This is a genomic window from Lyticum sinuosum (assembly GCF_034471385.1).
Taxonomy (GTDB): Bacteria; Pseudomonadota; Alphaproteobacteria; order Rickettsiales; family Midichloriaceae; genus Lyticum; species Lyticum sinuosum.
The window spans coordinates 88,298-106,803 of record NZ_JARGYU010000003.1; the positions used below are offsets into that span (position 1 = coordinate 88,298).

15 protein-coding genes and 1 tRNA gene are annotated in these 18,506 nt (G+C 22.4%); 12 read left to right on the plus strand and 4 right to left on the minus strand.

Translation table 11 applies throughout. The features are described 5' to 3' along the window. The first annotated feature begins 292 nt into the window (after positions 1–292). From Lyticum_RS03635 to Lyticum_RS03645, 3 genes are all read left to right on the plus strand, one after another. The gene (locus Lyticum_RS03635) at positions 293–2,245 is read left to right on the plus strand and encodes a hypothetical protein (protein WP_322498976.1); all 1,953 of its coding nucleotides are present in this window, start codon (positions 293–295) and stop codon (positions 2,243–2,245) included. A 361-nt stretch (positions 2,246–2,606) separates the two neighbouring features. After that, positions 2,607–3,125: a signal peptidase II gene (lspA, locus tag Lyticum_RS03640; RefSeq protein WP_322498977.1), complete on the plus strand. Its 519-nt coding sequence runs from the start codon at positions 2,607–2,609 to the stop codon at positions 3,123–3,125. A 189-nt stretch (positions 3,126–3,314) separates the two neighbouring features. Further along, positions 3,315–5,267: a hypothetical protein gene (locus tag Lyticum_RS03645; protein WP_322498978.1), complete on the plus strand. Its 1,953-nt coding sequence runs from the start codon at positions 3,315–3,317 to the stop codon at positions 5,265–5,267. 173 nt (positions 5,268–5,440) lie between these two features. On the opposite strand, the gene Lyticum_RS03650 is transcribed toward Lyticum_RS03645, so the two are convergent. Beyond that, a complete protein-coding gene (locus Lyticum_RS03650) occupies positions 5,441–6,280 on the minus strand; it encodes a TrbG/VirB9 family P-type conjugative transfer protein (RefSeq protein ID WP_322498979.1) in 840 nt (279 codons plus the stop codon). Between the two features lie 434 nt (positions 6,281–6,714). On the opposite strand from Lyticum_RS03650, the gene Lyticum_RS03655 reads away from it, so the two are divergent. From Lyticum_RS03655 to Lyticum_RS03680, 6 genes are all read left to right on the plus strand, one after another. Next, positions 6,715–7,155, plus strand: a complete 441-nt coding sequence (locus Lyticum_RS03655; protein WP_322498980.1) for a ribonuclease H family protein — start codon at positions 6,715–6,717, stop codon at positions 7,153–7,155. Positions 7,156–7,362: 207 nt separating this feature from the next. After that, positions 7,363–8,766, plus strand: a complete 1,404-nt coding sequence (locus Lyticum_RS03660; RefSeq protein WP_322498981.1) for an MFS transporter — start codon at positions 7,363–7,365, stop codon at positions 8,764–8,766. A gap of 284 nt (positions 8,767–9,050) precedes the next feature. Continuing rightward, complete coding sequence (locus Lyticum_RS03665) at positions 9,051–9,566, plus strand: thioredoxin domain-containing protein (RefSeq protein WP_322498982.1); 516 nt, start codon at positions 9,051–9,053, stop codon at positions 9,564–9,566. A gap of 103 nt (positions 9,567–9,669) precedes the next feature. Continuing rightward, positions 9,670–10,329 carry an RDD family protein gene (locus Lyticum_RS03670; RefSeq protein WP_322498983.1) on the plus strand — a complete coding sequence of 220 codons (660 nt, stop codon included), beginning with the start codon at positions 9,670–9,672 and terminating at the stop codon, positions 10,327–10,329. Positions 10,330–10,581: 252 nt separating this feature from the next. Further along, entirely contained in the window at positions 10,582–11,301 is a 720-nt protein-coding gene (locus tag Lyticum_RS03675) for an alpha/beta hydrolase (RefSeq protein WP_322498984.1), read from the plus strand. 37 nt (positions 11,302–11,338) lie between these two features. Next, positions 11,339–12,256: a hypothetical protein gene (locus Lyticum_RS03680; protein WP_322498985.1), complete on the plus strand. Its 918-nt coding sequence runs from the start codon at positions 11,339–11,341 to the stop codon at positions 12,254–12,256. Between the two features lie 239 nt (positions 12,257–12,495). On the opposite strand, the gene rpsP is transcribed toward Lyticum_RS03680, so the two are convergent. Beyond that, a complete protein-coding gene (rpsP, locus tag Lyticum_RS03685; protein ID WP_322498986.1) occupies positions 12,496–12,789 on the minus strand; it encodes a 30S ribosomal protein S16 in 294 nt (97 codons plus the stop codon). A gap of 350 nt (positions 12,790–13,139) precedes the next feature. Here rpsP and Lyticum_RS03690 point away from each other — a divergent pair, with 350 nt between their 5' ends. Next, positions 13,140–13,304, plus strand: coding sequence for a hypothetical protein (locus Lyticum_RS03690; protein ID WP_322498987.1), 165 nt, complete (start codon positions 13,140–13,142; stop codon positions 13,302–13,304). 379 nt (positions 13,305–13,683) lie between these two features. Here Lyticum_RS03690 and Lyticum_RS03695 read toward each other — a convergent pair whose 3' ends face one another. Both Lyticum_RS03695 and dapF read right to left on the minus strand, forming a co-directional pair. Beyond that, a complete protein-coding gene (locus Lyticum_RS03695) occupies positions 13,684–14,385 on the minus strand; it encodes a hypothetical protein (RefSeq protein WP_322498988.1) in 702 nt (233 codons plus the stop codon). Positions 14,386–14,562: 177 nt separating this feature from the next. Further along, the gene (dapF, locus tag Lyticum_RS03700) at positions 14,563–17,088 is read right to left on the minus strand and encodes a diaminopimelate epimerase (RefSeq protein ID WP_322498989.1); all 2,526 of its coding nucleotides are present in this window, start codon (positions 17,086–17,088) and stop codon (positions 14,563–14,565) included. A gap of 394 nt (positions 17,089–17,482) precedes the next feature. Here dapF and Lyticum_RS03705 point away from each other — a divergent pair. Then, a tRNA-His gene (locus tag Lyticum_RS03705) sits at positions 17,483–17,559 on the plus strand. Between the two features lie 236 nt (positions 17,560–17,795). After that, on the plus strand, positions 17,796–18,182 hold the full coding sequence (rplQ, locus tag Lyticum_RS03710) for a 50S ribosomal protein L17 (protein WP_322498990.1): 387 nt from the start codon (positions 17,796–17,798) through the stop codon (positions 18,180–18,182). Positions 18,183–18,506 lie beyond the last annotated feature (324 nt).

An 18,506-nucleotide genomic window follows, 5' to 3' on the forward strand; every position in this document is an offset into this window, starting at 1 on the left:
TTTTGAGTTAAAATATATGTTTAAATATATATATAAATTAATTTATATTACTTTCTATTAAAAAATAATTTAAAAATATTTTTTAGTCAGATATTAAATAATTTATCTAAAATTATTTATAGTGGGAGTGTCAAATAAGAAATTTTTGTTATTAAAAAAAATATATAGTGAAATTTAGAAAAATATAGTAAAATTATATAAAAATAATATAATATACAATTTATTATATATTAATTAAAAATATATAGTAAAATTATTATATAAATATAATTTTAACTTATAAATATATATTATGAATACAATAGACAAAAATTCAGAGGACTTTGGTTATACTGAGTATTTTAGAACTCACATTTTTTATGATGAAAGTAAAAATAAGATTACGTCTGATAATAAATTAATTATTCGTGATATTGAGGAAGAACTTATTAAAAATAATAAACTTAAGATTATTAAGACTTATGATAAACAAGATAAAAAAAAGAAAACTGAAAATGATGAAATTTTAGAGGATAATGAAAAAATTTTAAAAAATGCTATAACAAAGGAAACTGGAAATGGTGGAATTGTAGTTCCGAATCAAAAAAATAAGATTATAAATGGTGAAATTGGAGATACAGTAATAAACACTCTTATAGGAAAAAACTATAGTAAAAATGGTACTCAATTTCATTACATAAAAGGAGATGGTAATTGTGGTCGAAGATCAATGATGTGGGGAATTTTAATAAGAGCAGCTATTAATATAGAGTCGCAAGATCTAGAGTTAAACCAAAAAGGAAAGAATATTCTTGATATAATGGAAGCTGATGCAAAATACTTATTAGAAAATGGAGAGGACTCATTCAAGAATGATAATCCGGATAATGGAAATCTAGTAGAGTTATCAAATGTAAGTCAACGATTTTCAAAAGAAATCGTTACAGTTTTTAAGGAAAATAATAACGCAAATAATATCTTTAATCTTATTAAATGTATAAGAAATAAACAAATACATTCTGGCGATTTATTAAAACTTGCAACAGTTGATAGTACTATAAAAGGTAATGTTAAAAATCCTTTAAATATATCTTTAGGATTATCAGCACTTTCTGGATATATGGCCTATAAAGCTGTTAAATCTTCATTGAAAAATGAAGATGGAAATGCATCATTTTTTGATTTTACAATGTCGCCTCCTAAAGAATATCTTCAGATGGGAGAAAGTTCTTCTACTGAATCAAGAAAAGCAATTGCTCATAATTTTGGTAATAATATTGATTTTGTAGATATTAATATTAGAAACGACTATGCATATAATGCAATACTTTTAACAGGAAGTAATCCAGATGGTTCTTTGAAGATAAAAGAATTAACAAAAATTCTTGATATAAATAATCCAGAACATGTAAAAATAGTTAAGAAATTTGTTGAAGAACAATTCGAAGAGATAGGATATCAATTTAATGAAAATGAAAAAAATGAGATAACTAGAAAATTAATAGCAAACAAAATTGTTTTTACTGAAGAAATTTGTAAGACTTATGATAATTTAAAATTAAAATCTCCTGTGTATTGTATAACAAACAATGGACATACTGTAATGATGACTGATGCAAAAACAAGAGAAAATCTGAAATATTTAAAGAAAGATATTTTTTCTATAGATCCTGATTTATTAAATAATCAAAAAAGTGGTCTTGGACAATTTCTTAAAGAACACGCAAATATTAAACATCAAATCCAAGAAAATAAACAATCTGTTGGAGGTAATGAAAATCGTAAAAATAATAGTCAAACTCAAGAATTTCAAGAGAATATTGAACAAATTCAACAATCAAATACTGAAAGTGATACTATTTATGATAGTTTTTTGAGAATAATAAATGAAAAGGCTCAAAGAAGTATATCTGAAAAATTATTTATTGCACGATATGATTTGAATAAAATTTATACTTCTTGTGATAATCTCTTAAAGCAATCTATTAGAGGTAGTGGTTTACAAAAAGGAAGTCCAGAGGATAAAATTTATCAAGAAATGCAAGTAAAATTAACTGATATAAAATCAGCTATTAATGATATTAAATTAGAAATAAAGGATATCTCAATCTTCAAAAAAATTTATGAATGTGTTTTAGATTTTTTAGTATCTATTCCAGCAATTTTTGGTATAAAACTTCAAAGATATGAGAATAATCAAAAAATTAAGAAAGAAATGAATAATATTATTAATAATACAAATAATATTAATATTAATCGTTATTAATTAATGATTTAAAAAGATAATAATTGTTATTAGTATAGTTATTATACAATTTTATAAAATTATAAAAGTTCTAAATACTATTTATAATATATTCTTTTACAAAATTTTATAAAAAATTATTTACAGTATAAAATTACATATTAATTTAATATGTATAAATAATTATAGTTAGTAATAGTAATTAGTAATAGTAATTATACTGTAGAGTATTAGCTATATCCTTAAAAATTTGTAATAGATTATATTTTGAGTTAAAATATATGTTTAAATATATATATAAATTAATTTATATAAACTTTAATTAGAAAAATTATTATATTATTATTGTATTTATACTAATTAGTGTATAAAAAAACTCTATATGAAAGATTTAAAAAAAGATTCTATAAAAATATATATAAAAATGTTTTTAATAGGAATTATAATTTTGTTTTTGGATCAGATAACAAAATTCTATGTGATATCTTATTTTCACTCTATAAAATATAATTCAGATAGAAGTAAATTAATTAATATAAATAATTTTTTTAATATTACTGAAATTCATAATTATGGTATTAGTTTTAGTATGCTTGATTCATTTCCAAAAGAAATACTAATAATATTATCATTATGTTTAATAATTTTAATGATTATTTGGATAATAAAGAACTATTTTAATAATAAATCAATTTACTTTTTGAATTTAATTATTTGGGGAGCTATAGGTAATCTTACAGATAGAATAAAATATGGATATGTTATTGATTTTATAGATATTCATATAAAAAATATTCATTATCCTGTATTTAATATTGCTGATATTTGTATTTGTATTGGAGCAATATTATTTACGTTCTATGAATTAAAAAATACTTCTTTATCCAATAAATCGATATAGTAATACTATATTATTAATACAAATCAATTAACCATAATAATATATTATAGGTATAATAATTAAAAAAATATATAGTAAAATTTAAAAATATATGATAAAAATATATAATATACAATTTATTATATATTAATTAAAAATATATAGTAAAATTATTATATGAATATAATTTATAACTTATAAATATATATTATGCTATCAATAGATTTTAATAATTTTAAATGCGATTTTCTTAGACAAAATAAAGGGCATCTTTTTTATGATGAGGGAATAGGAGAAATTATTCCACTCAATGTCGATGGTGGACTAATAAACAATAAGAACGATAACAATGTTATAGAAATAAAAAATCCCAGTTTCACTAATCTTTCCATAAGAGTAAGAAATATAATAAAGCAAAATTATCAGATTGATGATAATCAATTTACTAAAAATGGTCTGAATGCGAAAATATATCCTGTAAAAGGAGATGGTAATTGTGGTCGAAGATCAATGATGTGGGGAATTTTAATAAGAGCAGCTATTAATATAGAGTCGCAAGATCTAGAGTTAAACCAAAAAGGAAAGAATATTCTTGATATAATGGAAGCTGATGCAAAATACTTATTACAAAATGGAGAGGACTCATTCGATAATGATAATCCGGATGATCAAAAACTAGTAGAGTTATCAAATGTAAGTCAACGATTTTCACAAGAAATCGTTACAGTTTTTAAGGAAAATAATAATGCAAATAATATCTTGAATCTTATTAAATGTATAAAAAATAAACAAATACATTCTGGCGATTTATTAAAACTTGCAACAGTTGATAATCTTGCACCGAAAGGAAATTATTTAAATATATCTTCAGGATTATCAGCGCTTTCTGGATATATAGCCTATAAAGCTGTTAAATCTTCATTAAAATATGGAGATATATTATTTTCTGATTTTACAGCGTTACCTCAGGAATATCTTCAAGTAACAGAAGATCCTTCAGTTATGTCAAGAAATGCAATTGCTTATAATTTTGGTAATAATATTGATTATGTAGATATTTCTACTAGAGAGGACTTGTATTATCATGCGCAACTTTTAAATAATAAAGATGGTCAGTTTAAAATGACAATGTTAACAAGAACTCTTGATAAAGATAATCCAGAACATGTAAAAATAGTTGAGAAATTTGTTGAAGAACAATTCGAAGGACAATTTAATGAGAAGCAAAAAACTGAGATAGCTAAAAAATTAATGAGAAAATCGATCGTTTATGCTCAAGACCTTTATAAGACTTATAGCAATTTAAAATCTCCTGTCTATTGTATAACAAATTCAGCACATACTCCAATTTTGCTTGATGGAAAAACAAGAGAAAATCTACAATATTTAGAGCAAGATATTCTTCCTATGAATTATGATTCATTAAATCAAAAAAGTGGTCTTAAAAAATTTCTTGAAGAACACGCAAATATTAAATATCAAATCCAAGAAAATAGACAATCTATTGGAGAAAACAATGAGGATGAAAGTCAAGGATTCCAATTTAATCAAAATGAACCAAATGAAGAATCTCAAGTTAATAATAGTCAAGAACTCCAAGTTGATCAAAGTCAACTAGATGAACAATTCCAAAGTCAAGTTCATAAAAATGAACGAACTAAACAAATCCAAAATCGAGCTTATCAAAATAGAATAAGTAAAATATGTTTTAATCAACAAAATGAATCAAATAATCCAATTATTCAAATTGAAACTATTTGTAATAGTCTTTTGCAGATAAAAGATGAAAACACCCAAAAAAATATATCTGAAAAATTATTTCTTGCACGATGTGATTTGGATAAAATTTATACTTCTTGTGAATCTTATTTCAATCAATTTGTTAAAGTTTCTTTCCCACAAAAAGGAAGTCAAGAGGATAACATTTCTCTAGAAATAAAAAAAAGATTAAGTAATATAAAATCATCTATTGATACTATTAAATCAGAAACAAAAAATGTCTCAATCTTCAAAAAGATTTATGAGTATATTTTAGATTTTTTAGTATCTATTCCAGCAATTTATGGTATAAAACTTCAAAGATATGAGAATAATCAAATAATTCAGAATAAAATAAATAATATTATTAATAATGTCAATAATATTAATCTTAATCGTTATTAATTAATGATTTAAAAAGATAATAATTGTTATATTTATACATATATTTATTATAATAATTTATGTATTATTTTTTATAATATATTTTTTTACAAAATTTTATAAAAAATTATTTACAGTATAAAATTACATGTTAATTTAAAATTATTTCAATTAAATAAAAATTTCATTTAGATTTATTGAGATTTATTTTTATTTCTAAATGTTTTTTTATCAAAATTTTCGTTAAAAATACATATTGTATTTTTTCCTAAGCGTAAAGTATACCTATCATGTACCCTCTCAATAATAACATATCCTGATGCAACCCTATAATTCACTAATTCTTCATCATTTTGTTCATTTACTAAAAATATAGCTGGAAGTTCTGCATTTATATTACGAAATTTAAAGTATGTAAATTCTCCATCATCAAATATCATAATTGGTTCTATTCTAGTGCTTGGTCCACTAATTTTATATCCAAAATTATAAGCATCTGGTTTACTTATATCAGGAGCAACATTATTATCAGAAAGAGACACTACAGCAGCACCAGATGCATTATTATTTTCACCAAATGTCATTGCCTGTGGATATAAAAATTTAGTGATAAAAGAAAGATTAGCATCTCTTATGCTTGTAGCATATTCTGCATGCATTTCAAAAAAATACATTCTTTTATCAGTAATAACAGTCATATTTGTTGTAGATTTATCTTCATTGATTGGTTTAAGGAAAATTCTATTTCCTGCTGGATGCATTTGCCATCCACCTGATATACCCATTGTTATAGTTTTTATTTCTTCATCTGGTGCAAATTCTATAATAGAATGATACATATAATGTCCTACGAATTTAATCACACTATTTGGAGAGTAATTAATTATTTTAATCCTTTTCTCAGATCCTATAGGACGTGATTGAACTATTGCAATAGCTTTTGGAAAATAAAAAGGTGATTTTATAAAAAAAAATATTATTAAAATAAAAAATTTTAAAATATTTAATATATATTTTATATTACAAAATAACATATAAAAAAATACAATATATATTTAAGTTAAAAAAGATTTATCAATTAAACAATTAAAATTTAAAAAACTAATTGATAAATAGAATATGTAAATCTGTTAATATCATTATGTTAATAGATGATAATTTACTTGATATGATAAAACAATATAAAAATAAACTGAATATTATTTATATAAATAATTATTATCATCTGTTCTTACTTATAACAACTTACGTTAGAATAAATAATATTTTTATATTTATATAAGAAAAAATTATAGATTAACATAATTTTTACTATATTTTTTAATTACATGTAATTAAATTTATGGATTATATTGTTTTTACTATGTATATATTTTTATATTATTTTATTTTTTTAGAGAAATATGTAAATATATGAATTACCAATAATAAATTAGTTATTTTAACCTATGGTTTAAATTTATAAAAAATGAATCAGTGTAAAATTTATAAAGTATATTGTGATGGTGCTTGCTCTGGAAATCCAGGACCTGGAGGATGGGGGGCTGTAATTTTAAATGATAATGATCAATTATTAAATGAAATTTGGGGTAATAGTAAGCAAACTACTAATAATAGAATGGAAATGTCTGCTGCGATCTTTGCAATTGAATATTTATATAATTTGTATGGAAATAATATAGAAATTTTTATATTTACTGATAGTCTATATTTAAAAACAGGTATTACATTTTGGGTTAAAAAATGGAAACAAAATAATTGGAAAAATGGGAAAGTAAAGAATAAGGATTTATGGGTGAAATTAGATGAATTAAATCAACATATATATTGGTATTGGGTAAAAGGACATAGTCAATGCGTATATAATAATAGAGCTGATTATTTAGCAACAGCAGCTATTATTAAATAATATTTTAGATAATATCTTTTAATTAGTATTAAAAATCTTATTATTTATTTTAATAAATAAAATTTTGTTGATAACAATATTAATATTATATTTAATAACTTGTTTTAATAATTTATTGTTGACTTAAAACTAATAAATGAAGTAAAAGTGGCTATCATTTTTTATAATAAAATGATTTTTTAATAAATAACTTCATTTTTACAACTTATGAGTGATTCATATGATGAACAAGGTTCATATTCTAAATTAACAAGAAATCAAAAAGAAACTATAGGAATATTATCAATAGGTACATTCTTAGAATATTTTGATTTTATGCTGTATATTCATATGGCATATATTTTAAATGGAATATTTTTTCCAACAGCAGATCCTCATACTGCGCGTATTAATGAAGCAATAGGAATTGCAATGGCTGTTATTTTTAGACCTATAGGATCACTTATATTTGGATATGTTGGTGATAATATCGGAAGAAAAGCAACTGTTGTTATAACAACTGGTATGATGGCAGTATCTTGTTTTGTGATGGCATCTCTTCCAACCTATTCAGACATAGGAATTATGTCTACTTATGCGTTATCAGCATGTCGTATACTTCAAGGAATGTCTTCTATGGGGGAAGTTATAGGTGCAGAAATATATATAACTGAAAGCACAAAACCTCCAGTACGTTACTCTGCAGTGACAATTGTCGATTTATTTGCAGCTCTTGGTGGATTTGCAGCTCTTGGTATTGCTAGTCTTGTTTTATCAAACAAGATGAGCTGGAGATATGCATTTTTAATTGGAGGATGCATAGCTTTTGTTGGTTTTATAGCACGCACTAGATTACGTGAAAGTACAGACTTTATCAATGCTAAAAAAAGAGTTACAGGAAAAGTACCAGAAAAAATTAAAATTGGTCTTTTTAAGAGAATTAATATTTGGCAAGATAATCTAAATTATAAAACATTATTACATTTACTATTATTAGAATTTGCTTTGCCAGTAACTTTTAATTTTTCATATATATACTGTGCACAAGTTTTACGTGATAAATTTGGATTATCGCAAGAAGAAATTATCAGGCAAAATTTTTTCGTCTCAATAATTGAAGCCTTTTCATGGGTAGTTTTAGTTGTATTAAGTTACAAATTCTTTCCTTTAAAAATTCTAAAAGTAAAATTAGTTTTATTTGTAATACTAGTTTTTATATCACCATTTATATTAGATGCTGCAACTTCACCAATTCATATTTTATTATTACAATTTGCTATGGTTGGATTATTATTCTCAAGTGCTGGTGCTTACCCTATATTTTATAAACATTTACCAATATTTAAGAGATTTACAGCAATAACTTTTATTTTCTCTTTTTCAAGAGCAGTGATTTTTGGTGGATTACCAATGTTGTTTATATTTGTTGATAATTTGGGTTCATGGGGTCCAACTTGGTGTGTTATGTTTCCTGTAGCAATTGGTTTTGCTTATAGTGTAAAATATTTCGAACACATAAATAATATCGATCCGAAATTACCAGATGGAGGATTTTGGGGTACTAATGTTGATACTAACGAAGAAAATCAAGATCAATACAATTCAGTAGATTTTATTAACAGTAATCCTTGATGCTAAATTAATGTTTTTTCTATTTTTATTTGAATATTTAAATTCTTAATAATTTTTTATATCTAAAGAATCATCTTAATTTTATTATTTGATTTGTATAGTTTCTTATTTGTTAGAAAATATATTTTATATCTTTATTTAATTCTTTTATTTAATTTTTTTCTAAACATAATAGATTATTTATTTTGACATTTGTTCAATATTAATTTTAACTAATTTTATTAGAAGTTATTATCATTTATAACTCTTTATAATTTCTTTATAATTAAAAAAAAAATTGACGCATGTTTAAAAAACCCAAAGCAAACATAAAATCAATATTAATACTCTTATTATTTTTAATTTGTTTAAAATTTACTGATAATGTTTTTTGCTATGCAGCGCATACAGTAGAAATAAATAGTATTGATTTTATAAAAAAAGTAAAATCAACAAAAACTCGTAAGATTGTTGTATTTTTTGCTTCTTGGTGTGGACATTGTCGTACATTAATAACTGATATATCTCATTGGATTGATCAATCTATAAAAAATAAAAAGAATTACAATGTAGAGTTTTTTTTATTTGCATTAGATGATAATGTTAACGAATTACATTCATTTGTTAACTCTTTTACAAATGATAACTTTAATATTTATCATTCTAGTAATCATTTGGAGATATCTCGTATTTTTTATATACTGAGAGTTGGATATCGTGGTTCTGTACCACACGTCACTATTTTTGATGAAAAAGATGAATTATTATTTAATGATAATGCAGATATGAGAATTATTTTGCGAATGATAAACAAAGCATAATTAACTATATTTGTATAAATTATAAATAATATAATAAGATTTTGATATTCTTCATTAATTAAACAATAAATTTGAAATTAAAAATATTTTAATAAAATTTTATATGGAAAATAAAATTTTTGATAAAAAAATATATAAAGAAAAGTATAAAAAACTATTTTCTGATTTCATAAAAAAAAAGACAAAAAAAGTTATTATAAATGATAAAGAATATGAATTAGCATCATTTGATAGAAGAATTTTTGCAAGTTCATTAGATGCATTAATAATTTCATTTGTTACACAACCAATTTCTATTATTACTGAAAATATTACTGGATTAGGTCGTAAGCGACAAGAAATTATCGATTCCTCTCTAGTACCACCTGTAAATTATGGTGATGTTGTTGATATTGTTGGTAATGCAATGAAAGATAATATACTTAGTGGTATAGTTAGCAATTTTATTTTTTATCAATTAATTATGATAGTAGTTATAATGGTATTAACTATTATTTGTTGGGTCAAATGGTCAAAAACTCCAGGAAAGATGTTATTACGTTGTTGTGTAATTGACGCAGATACTGGACAAAAAATGTCTAAAAAACAAGCTATTATAAGATGTTTTTCTATCATAATATCGATAGGATTTTTTGGACTAGGTCTTATTGGAATTGGATTTTCTAAAAGAAGAAGATCTCTTCATGATTATTTTGCTAATACTATAGTAATATTAGAGCCAAAAAAAAAGATATCTATACCTATTAATAATACAACAGCTTAATAATACAACAAATTAAATTATAATATAAAAAATAATATATAATAATATAAGATTATATAAATAATAACATAAATTAAAATATAAAAATGGAAGAAAAAACTTTAAATGATGTGATTATTAGAGCCAAAAAAAAAGATATCTATACCTATTAATAATACAACAGCTTAATAATACAACAAATTAAATTATAATATAAAAAATAATATATAATAATATAAGATTATATAAATAAAAATAGAAATTAAAATAAAAATGGAAGAAAAAACTTTAAATGATGTGATTTTCTATAGTAGTGGACGTATAGAAGGAAAATATTATCAGTGTGAGAACCCTAGAGCCCCTGCTGCTCTTATACTTTCTCCTCATCCATTATATGGTGGAAGTATGAATAATAAAGTTATATATAGAATATTTGATGCTTGTGTACGAGGTGGATTTTCTGCTCTAAGATTTAATTTTCGTGGTGTAGGACAATCACATGGATCATTTGATAATGGAGTGGGTGAATTATTAGATGCTGCTACAGCATTAGATTGGTTACAAAATTCTGCTCCAGAAGCATCAGCATATTGGATAATGGGATTTTCTTTTGGATCATGGATAGGAATGCAATTATTGATGAGAAGACCTGAAGTCTCAGGATTTATTATAATTGCACCACCTACAAATTCTTATGATTTTAGTTTTGTATCACCATGCCCAACTTCTGGATTAATTATACAAGGAACTAAAGATGAGATTGTTCCAGAGCAGTCAGTTTATAAGCTTTGGGAAAATTTAAGTAATCAAAAAGAAGTTGATTATCAATTAATAGAAGCAAATCATATGTTTGATGGGAAATTAAATGAATTATCTGATATTCTTGTTGAATATATGAAAAAATCATTAGATGATAATAGATTTGGAAATCTTATTGAAGGAAAAAAAAGAGATAGAAGACGTCGTTATGAAAATAATAATCTATCTACTTAATAATCAATAAAACCTACAAATTATAAAAAAATATAGTATGTCTAGTACGCAGATTCCATATAATTCATATAATCAAGAATTTTTACCAATAGAAAAAACAAATATATCATCTAAAGAAAATAAGAATATTTCTTCTATTGAAAGTAAAATTATAGAGCAAAAGAAATTTTTATTTAATTTATTAATAAATCAAAGTAAATTTATTAATCCTTTAGCAGATAAAGATTCTAACGATCTATCTGTAAAAACTATTGGTCAAATAGCTGAATTAGAAAGAATGGATTTACAATATCAAAGTATTCGTGAAGGAAATGAGTATCAAAAAATGGCTTTTAAAAGTAATTTAATCAATAAAGAAGTAATAGTTCCTAGTGATGAATTTTATTTTGATAAAAATGGAAATGGAACAATAACATGTGCAATAGATATTAATTTTTCAGATAATGATAAATTTAATATTGCGATTTATGATAAATCTGGAGAATTTTTAACAAATCAAGAAATTTCAAGAAAAAATATAAAAAATAATAAAAATAATATTTATGATATAGAATTTAAACTTGATGATGAAAATATTAAAAAAATTTTAAATAGTAATGCAGATATTGAAGATTTACGTTGTACTGTTTTTGTAAAAAATCATAATGATTTTAGTGAAAAAAGTATAAAAACATATGGACATCAAACTATAACATCAGTCTTTACTGAAGATGATTATTTTACTACAAATAAGAAAAAGAAATATAATTTGAATGAAATAAAAGGATTTATTGGTGGGATCAATAATATAAAATATGAGAATATTAAATATAATGATAACAATACCAATAAATTAATAGAAAGATCTGTGAATGAACTGTTGAACAATGATGATTTATATAATATCTCTAATGAAAATTATATAAATAATATAAAAAATCAAATTGTTCAAAAAACTATTGATATTGCAGTTTAATATAAATATTTAAAACTATTGATATAGTTATTATATTATTTTTGTAAGAAACTTAATATTATACTATTATTATAGAAAAAACTTGATTAATATTGATTAATAAATTAATAGATTCAATAATTACATTATATAATATAAATAATAAAATTTATTTTTCTTATAAATAAATATATTAAACTAAATAATATATAAAATTTTATAAAATTATTATATTAATAATCATTAATTAATATTATTTATTATAATTGTGTTGATTGTTTTTTCATATAATGTGGTACTTGCATTTTTTTTGGTAATAAATTAGGGTCTATTTTTCTAACTAACCTTGCAACAGACTCCGTAGGTTGAGCACCATTTTTAATCCAATTAGAAAATTTTTCTGTATCTAAAACAACTTTTTTTAATCCACCTTTAACTATTGAAAATGGATCATAGTATCCCAGCTGTCCATTTTTTTTTGATGATGAAACTACGATTCTATAAAAGGGTCTTTTTTTTCTCCCTAATCTATGAAGTATGATTTTTACTGGCATTTTATAATTATCGCTTAATAAATATATTAACTTATTTTAAATTATTAAATTCTTGATTATTATATCTATAATGTGTTTATTAATTCTTACTATTATTTGTATTTTTTGTAATATTAAAAACCAATAGAGATTCGATTATCATACAATAAAATAATATAAAATGCAAAAGCAAATGTTTTTAATAAATAATTATTTTTATAATTATTCTTAATAAAGAAAAATAAAATAATTATCAAATAATCTATCATTAAAGTAAAAATTTTTAATAATTTTTTAACAATTTTATGAAAAATAATACAAAATATAATTACATATATACATATACCTATAAAATATTAATAATAACAGTAATGATTTTTACATCTTCAATTTTTATGATTGGATGTAGTGATCATAAAAAAATAGCTTTAAGTAACAAGTTAGGTTTACAAACTGATTCTCCACAACTCCCAATTGATCAAAAAAAATATAAAAAACTAATCATTCCACCTGAGTTAAGAGATAATAATAAATAAGATAATAATAAACAATATATCATAATTTTAGAACCAGAAAAACTAATTATTTTATCACTATTTAATATTAAGATGTAAGATTTAGTTTAATAACATTTTATCACTACTTAATGTGAAATTTAATAACATTTTATTAATAAAACAATATATCATAATTTTAGAACCAGAAAAACTAATTATTTTATCACTATTTAATATTAAGATGTAAGATTTAGTTTAATAACATTTTATCACTATTTAATGTGAAATTTAATAACATTTTATTAATAAAACAATATATCATAATTTTAGAACCAGAAAAACTAATTATTTTATCACTATTTAATATTAAGATGTAAGATTTAGTTTAATAACATTTTATCACTATTTAATGTGAAATTTAATAACATTTTATTAATAAAACAATATATTCATTTGATATAGTAAGAGTACTACCTAATATTCCATATTTCTTACTTATCCAATAAATATTATCCTCTGAGCCATCTGATTTATAATTAGTTACAGATATACTAACTCTACTGTCTGCAAGTAGCTCATTGTTATCATCTACCCAGCAACTTATCATTTTTATTTTAGAATCAGAAAAACTAATTATTTTATCAATATTTAATGTAAGATTTAATGTATATCCGCTATTTAACGAAATTAATTTTATATTAGCATTTTTAACAAATTTACCTTTTAAAGGTTGATTATAATCAATATCATCATTTATATCATCATTATTGTTTTTATCATAAGAATATAAATCATTAGAATAATTATCTTTATCTTGATTTTCTTCACTATTGAGATTTTCTATATTTTTTATATCTCCATTTGTTGGATATTTTTCATTTGAATCTGTATTATAATTATTATAATTCTGATTATAATTTTCATCTGGAATATCATCAGATTCATAAGAACCTATACTATTATAATCTTCTTCTTCTAATAAATTATCTTTATTTTTATTATCATCTGAAGCATTTTCTTCATTATTAAATATAGATCTAGCATAAAGTGATACATCTTGATATAATACTGTTTTTGCGAATAATATAGTAAAAATGTAATAAAAAAATAATTTAATCACTGTGATTTAAAATTAATTTCTATATAAAAATACAATTTATACAATCATTATAAATTACTATATTTTATATCATTAAATATTAAAATTAAAAATCATGAATTTTAAAATTAGAAAAATAAATATAAATATATATAATATATAAATGTATATAATTGTATATAATAATTTTATTATTAACTATATTAATATTTCTCCGGAAAATACCATAGTTGCAGGACCATAAATTGATATATCTCTATTAGAAACTTTACTTATTAAATTTCCTCCTATGTTTTTTACAATAATCTCATCTTTTGTAATGAATTTAGCCATTAGTGCAGCAATATGACAAGCAGCAGATGCACTACCACAAGACATTGTTTGTTGTTTTACTCCACGTTCCCATGTTTTTATTGAGATATAATCGTGTTTAGGATCTATAATCATAAAACTAACATTAACTCCATAAGGAAATAAAATATTACTCACTGATAATGATGCTGCCAGATTCATATCACAATCTTTTTCATTATCTAAAACAATAACTAAATGATCATTAGCTATAGATACATGATAAACACCATTTGATTTTATAGGTAATTCAAGTACAACTTCACGAAAACGAAATTCTCCCATTTCAGCAATAACATCTCCTGATATTCCGATTTGATTTGATTTAGTTTGAATATTTAATAAATTAGTTGTTAATGATCTATTTTTTAAGTGCCAATTAAATAAAATTCCATTTTGATTAATTTTATCATTTAAATTATTATTTTTTACATCATTTAAAAATAATATTTTATTATATTTTAATTGTTTATAAATGAATATCCATAAACCCAAACAACGCATCCCATTTCCACATGTAAGAGCCTCACTTCCATCATTATTATATATTGATATATTTGCTGAATCATTTTTTATATTACTAACAAGTATAATTTGATCACATCCTATGCCAAGATTACGATCACATAATAATGCAATTTCTTCTCCAATACTTTTGGAATGATAATTATTTCTATAATCTAAATTTTGTCTGTTTTCTGGAAATATCTCGTTATTATCGTCTATATCTATAATTAATATATCATTTCCAGAACCATGCATTTTATAAAAATTTACAACTTTTCTATTAGAAGCTGAGTAAGAATAAAAATTTGTATTTTTTTCTAAAATCTGATCTGTATTAGACTTTATAGTATTATTTTCTATATTTATTTTTTCATGATTATTATATGAATTCATTTTTTTATTCACTTGTATATTTCTAGCTAGAGCCATATACCCTTCTGGAATATCTTCTGTAATTACACTACCTGCTCCTATTTTAGTATTATTATTTATTATTCTTGGAGATATTATACTAGAATTAGACCCAATAAAAGCATTCTTTCCAATAAAACTTTTATGTTTTTGTTTTCCATCGTAATTACAAATTATAGTTCCTGCTCCAATATTTGAATCAGATCCAATTTTAACATCACCTAGGTAGGAAAGATGAGGAGCTTTAACATTATTCTCTAATTCGGCATTTTTAGTTTCAACAAAACTTCCAATCCGTGATTGATCACCAATTTTTGTTCCATATCTTATATGAGCAAATGGTCCAATTAAACATTTTGATTCAATTGTACAATTCGTAAGAACAGAGTTTGATTTTATCTGGCAATCTTCTCCTATACTTACATTAGGGCCTATTATTACATTTGGTTCAATAATTGTCCCTTTTCCTATTTTTGTATCATAACTTAACATTATTGTATTGGGTAATATCAATTTTACTCCTAAGTTAAGAAATTTTATCCTAAGTTCAGATTGAATATATTCTTCAGCTTTTATCAATTCATAAAGAGTATTTATCCCGATTACTTTTTCTTCTTGAATTTTAATATAATCTATTAATGCATTTCTTCTACTAGCATAATTATATATATCAGTTAAATAAAATTCTCTTTCTTTAAAAGATTTGATTTTCTCACTACTATTATTTTGATTTTCTCTATATTCTTCTACATTTTCTAAATTATTAACATATGTAGAATTATTTATATATTGAATTTCATTCAAATAATCAGATAAATGGTATTTATATGATTCAACAAATTCTTTTAATAATGAATAATTGCATGCAATCATCCCAGCATTACATAATTTATTCTTTTTTTGCTCCTCTGAGCATTCATTATCTTCAACAATTTTTATATGATTATTAGAAATTTCAACCCTACCATATGAAAATGGATTTTCAGATGTAAAAAAAGCCCCAACAAGTTGAGCACCATTATAGACCTTTTCTAACATAATATTTATATCTTCTGGTCTGATAAATGGAACATCGCCATAGAGTACTAATCCTATTGTTTTATCATCTGATTTACTATCTATAGCATTGTTACCATACTTGATTGCACATAAAACAGCATCTCCCGTACCATTACTTTCTTCTTGATTTATTATTTGAATTTTGAGCTCTGGATAATAACTCAATAATTCATTAAATTCTTGATTATTTATTATATCACTATTAACAACTATAGCAGTATAATCAATAAAACTCTCTTTTAATCCATACTTTATAGCATCTAAAACATAACTAATAATATGTTTATTAGCTATTTTATGTAAAACTTTTGGTAAATTTGAATTCATTCTAGTTCCTCTTCCTCCTGATAAAATGATAGGAATAATTTTATATTGATTGTGTGAAAATTTTGACATAAAAATATTTAATATAATTTATATATATAATATAAAATAATTGTTATTTGATAAATTTTACTAAAATATGCTCAATTTAAATAAATTTTATAATATATTAATTTTAACCTATGATTATTACACATACATCATATACATATTAATTGATGTGTATATAATTATGATAAAATTTAAAAGATCATGGAAGTCAGTTTCAATCTAAAAAAATAAAAAAAATAAAAAAACTTTATCTATTTTTAGATACTACATATCTATAAATATTATAGATATTATAGATATAAATTCCGCATTTTCATAGTTTCTATTTATAATTTATTTATATATATTCATTTATTATATATTCATTTTTCTACTTGCTATTTATAAGATAAAATTATAAAATCACTCCATTGTGGCGAGTGTAGCTCAGTCGGTTAGAGCGCAGGTTTGTGGTACCTGAGGTCGCGGATTCGATCTCCGTCACCCGCCCCACATTAAGTTTTATATATAAAATAAAAAAAATATATTAAAAATTGGTCTTAAAAGTAATAAACTCTTAGCAATATAAGACAAATAAATTATATAAATTAATGCTTTTTTATTTGTATACTGATATTTAAATATGGTATATTTATCTCTATTGACATTTAATTAAATATTTCTAAAATAGTAGAAAAGTTAATTAATAAGAATTAAATAAAAAAATAAATAAATAAAAATTTAACAAAATGACTAATCGTCACAAAAATACAAAATTTGGTAGAAAATCAGGTCATCGTAAGGCATTGATTCGCAACTTAGCTAAAGCAATCATTCAACATAGACGTATAGAAACAACTTTAATTAAAGCAAAAGATATACGTGGCACTGTTGAGAGACTTGTTACAATAGCAAAAAGAGGTACATTACATTCCTATAGGACTATAATCAGTAGATTAGGAAATGATAGTAAAATTGCTAAAATATTATACGATGAAATTGCGCCAATTTATAAAAAAAGACCAGGAGGATACTTAAGAATAATGAGACATGGTTTCAGAACTGGTGATTCTGCACCAATGGCAATAATAGAGTTTATTGGATACGATCCAGATACAAGATCTATAAAAGCTTAACTTTCTTATATCAAATAATAAATAAGATTTTTCTTTGTAAAAAGAAGCTTTTTTAAAATTCTAATTTAGAATAACTTATAAATATCTTTTTGTCAGTTGAAAAGTTATTTTATAATACTTTAATTATTTTTAGTGAATTGTATGTTTAACACAAAAACTTAGATACTTTCTATACATACGTTCGCTAATGCATAAATCTATGCATTTTTCAATTTTTTATATATATTATTAAACTTATTAATAATTAAATATATTTTCAAAATATATTTTTAATATATTAAATAATTTTTTGTTAAAATTACAGCTTTTTATATTAAAATTAAA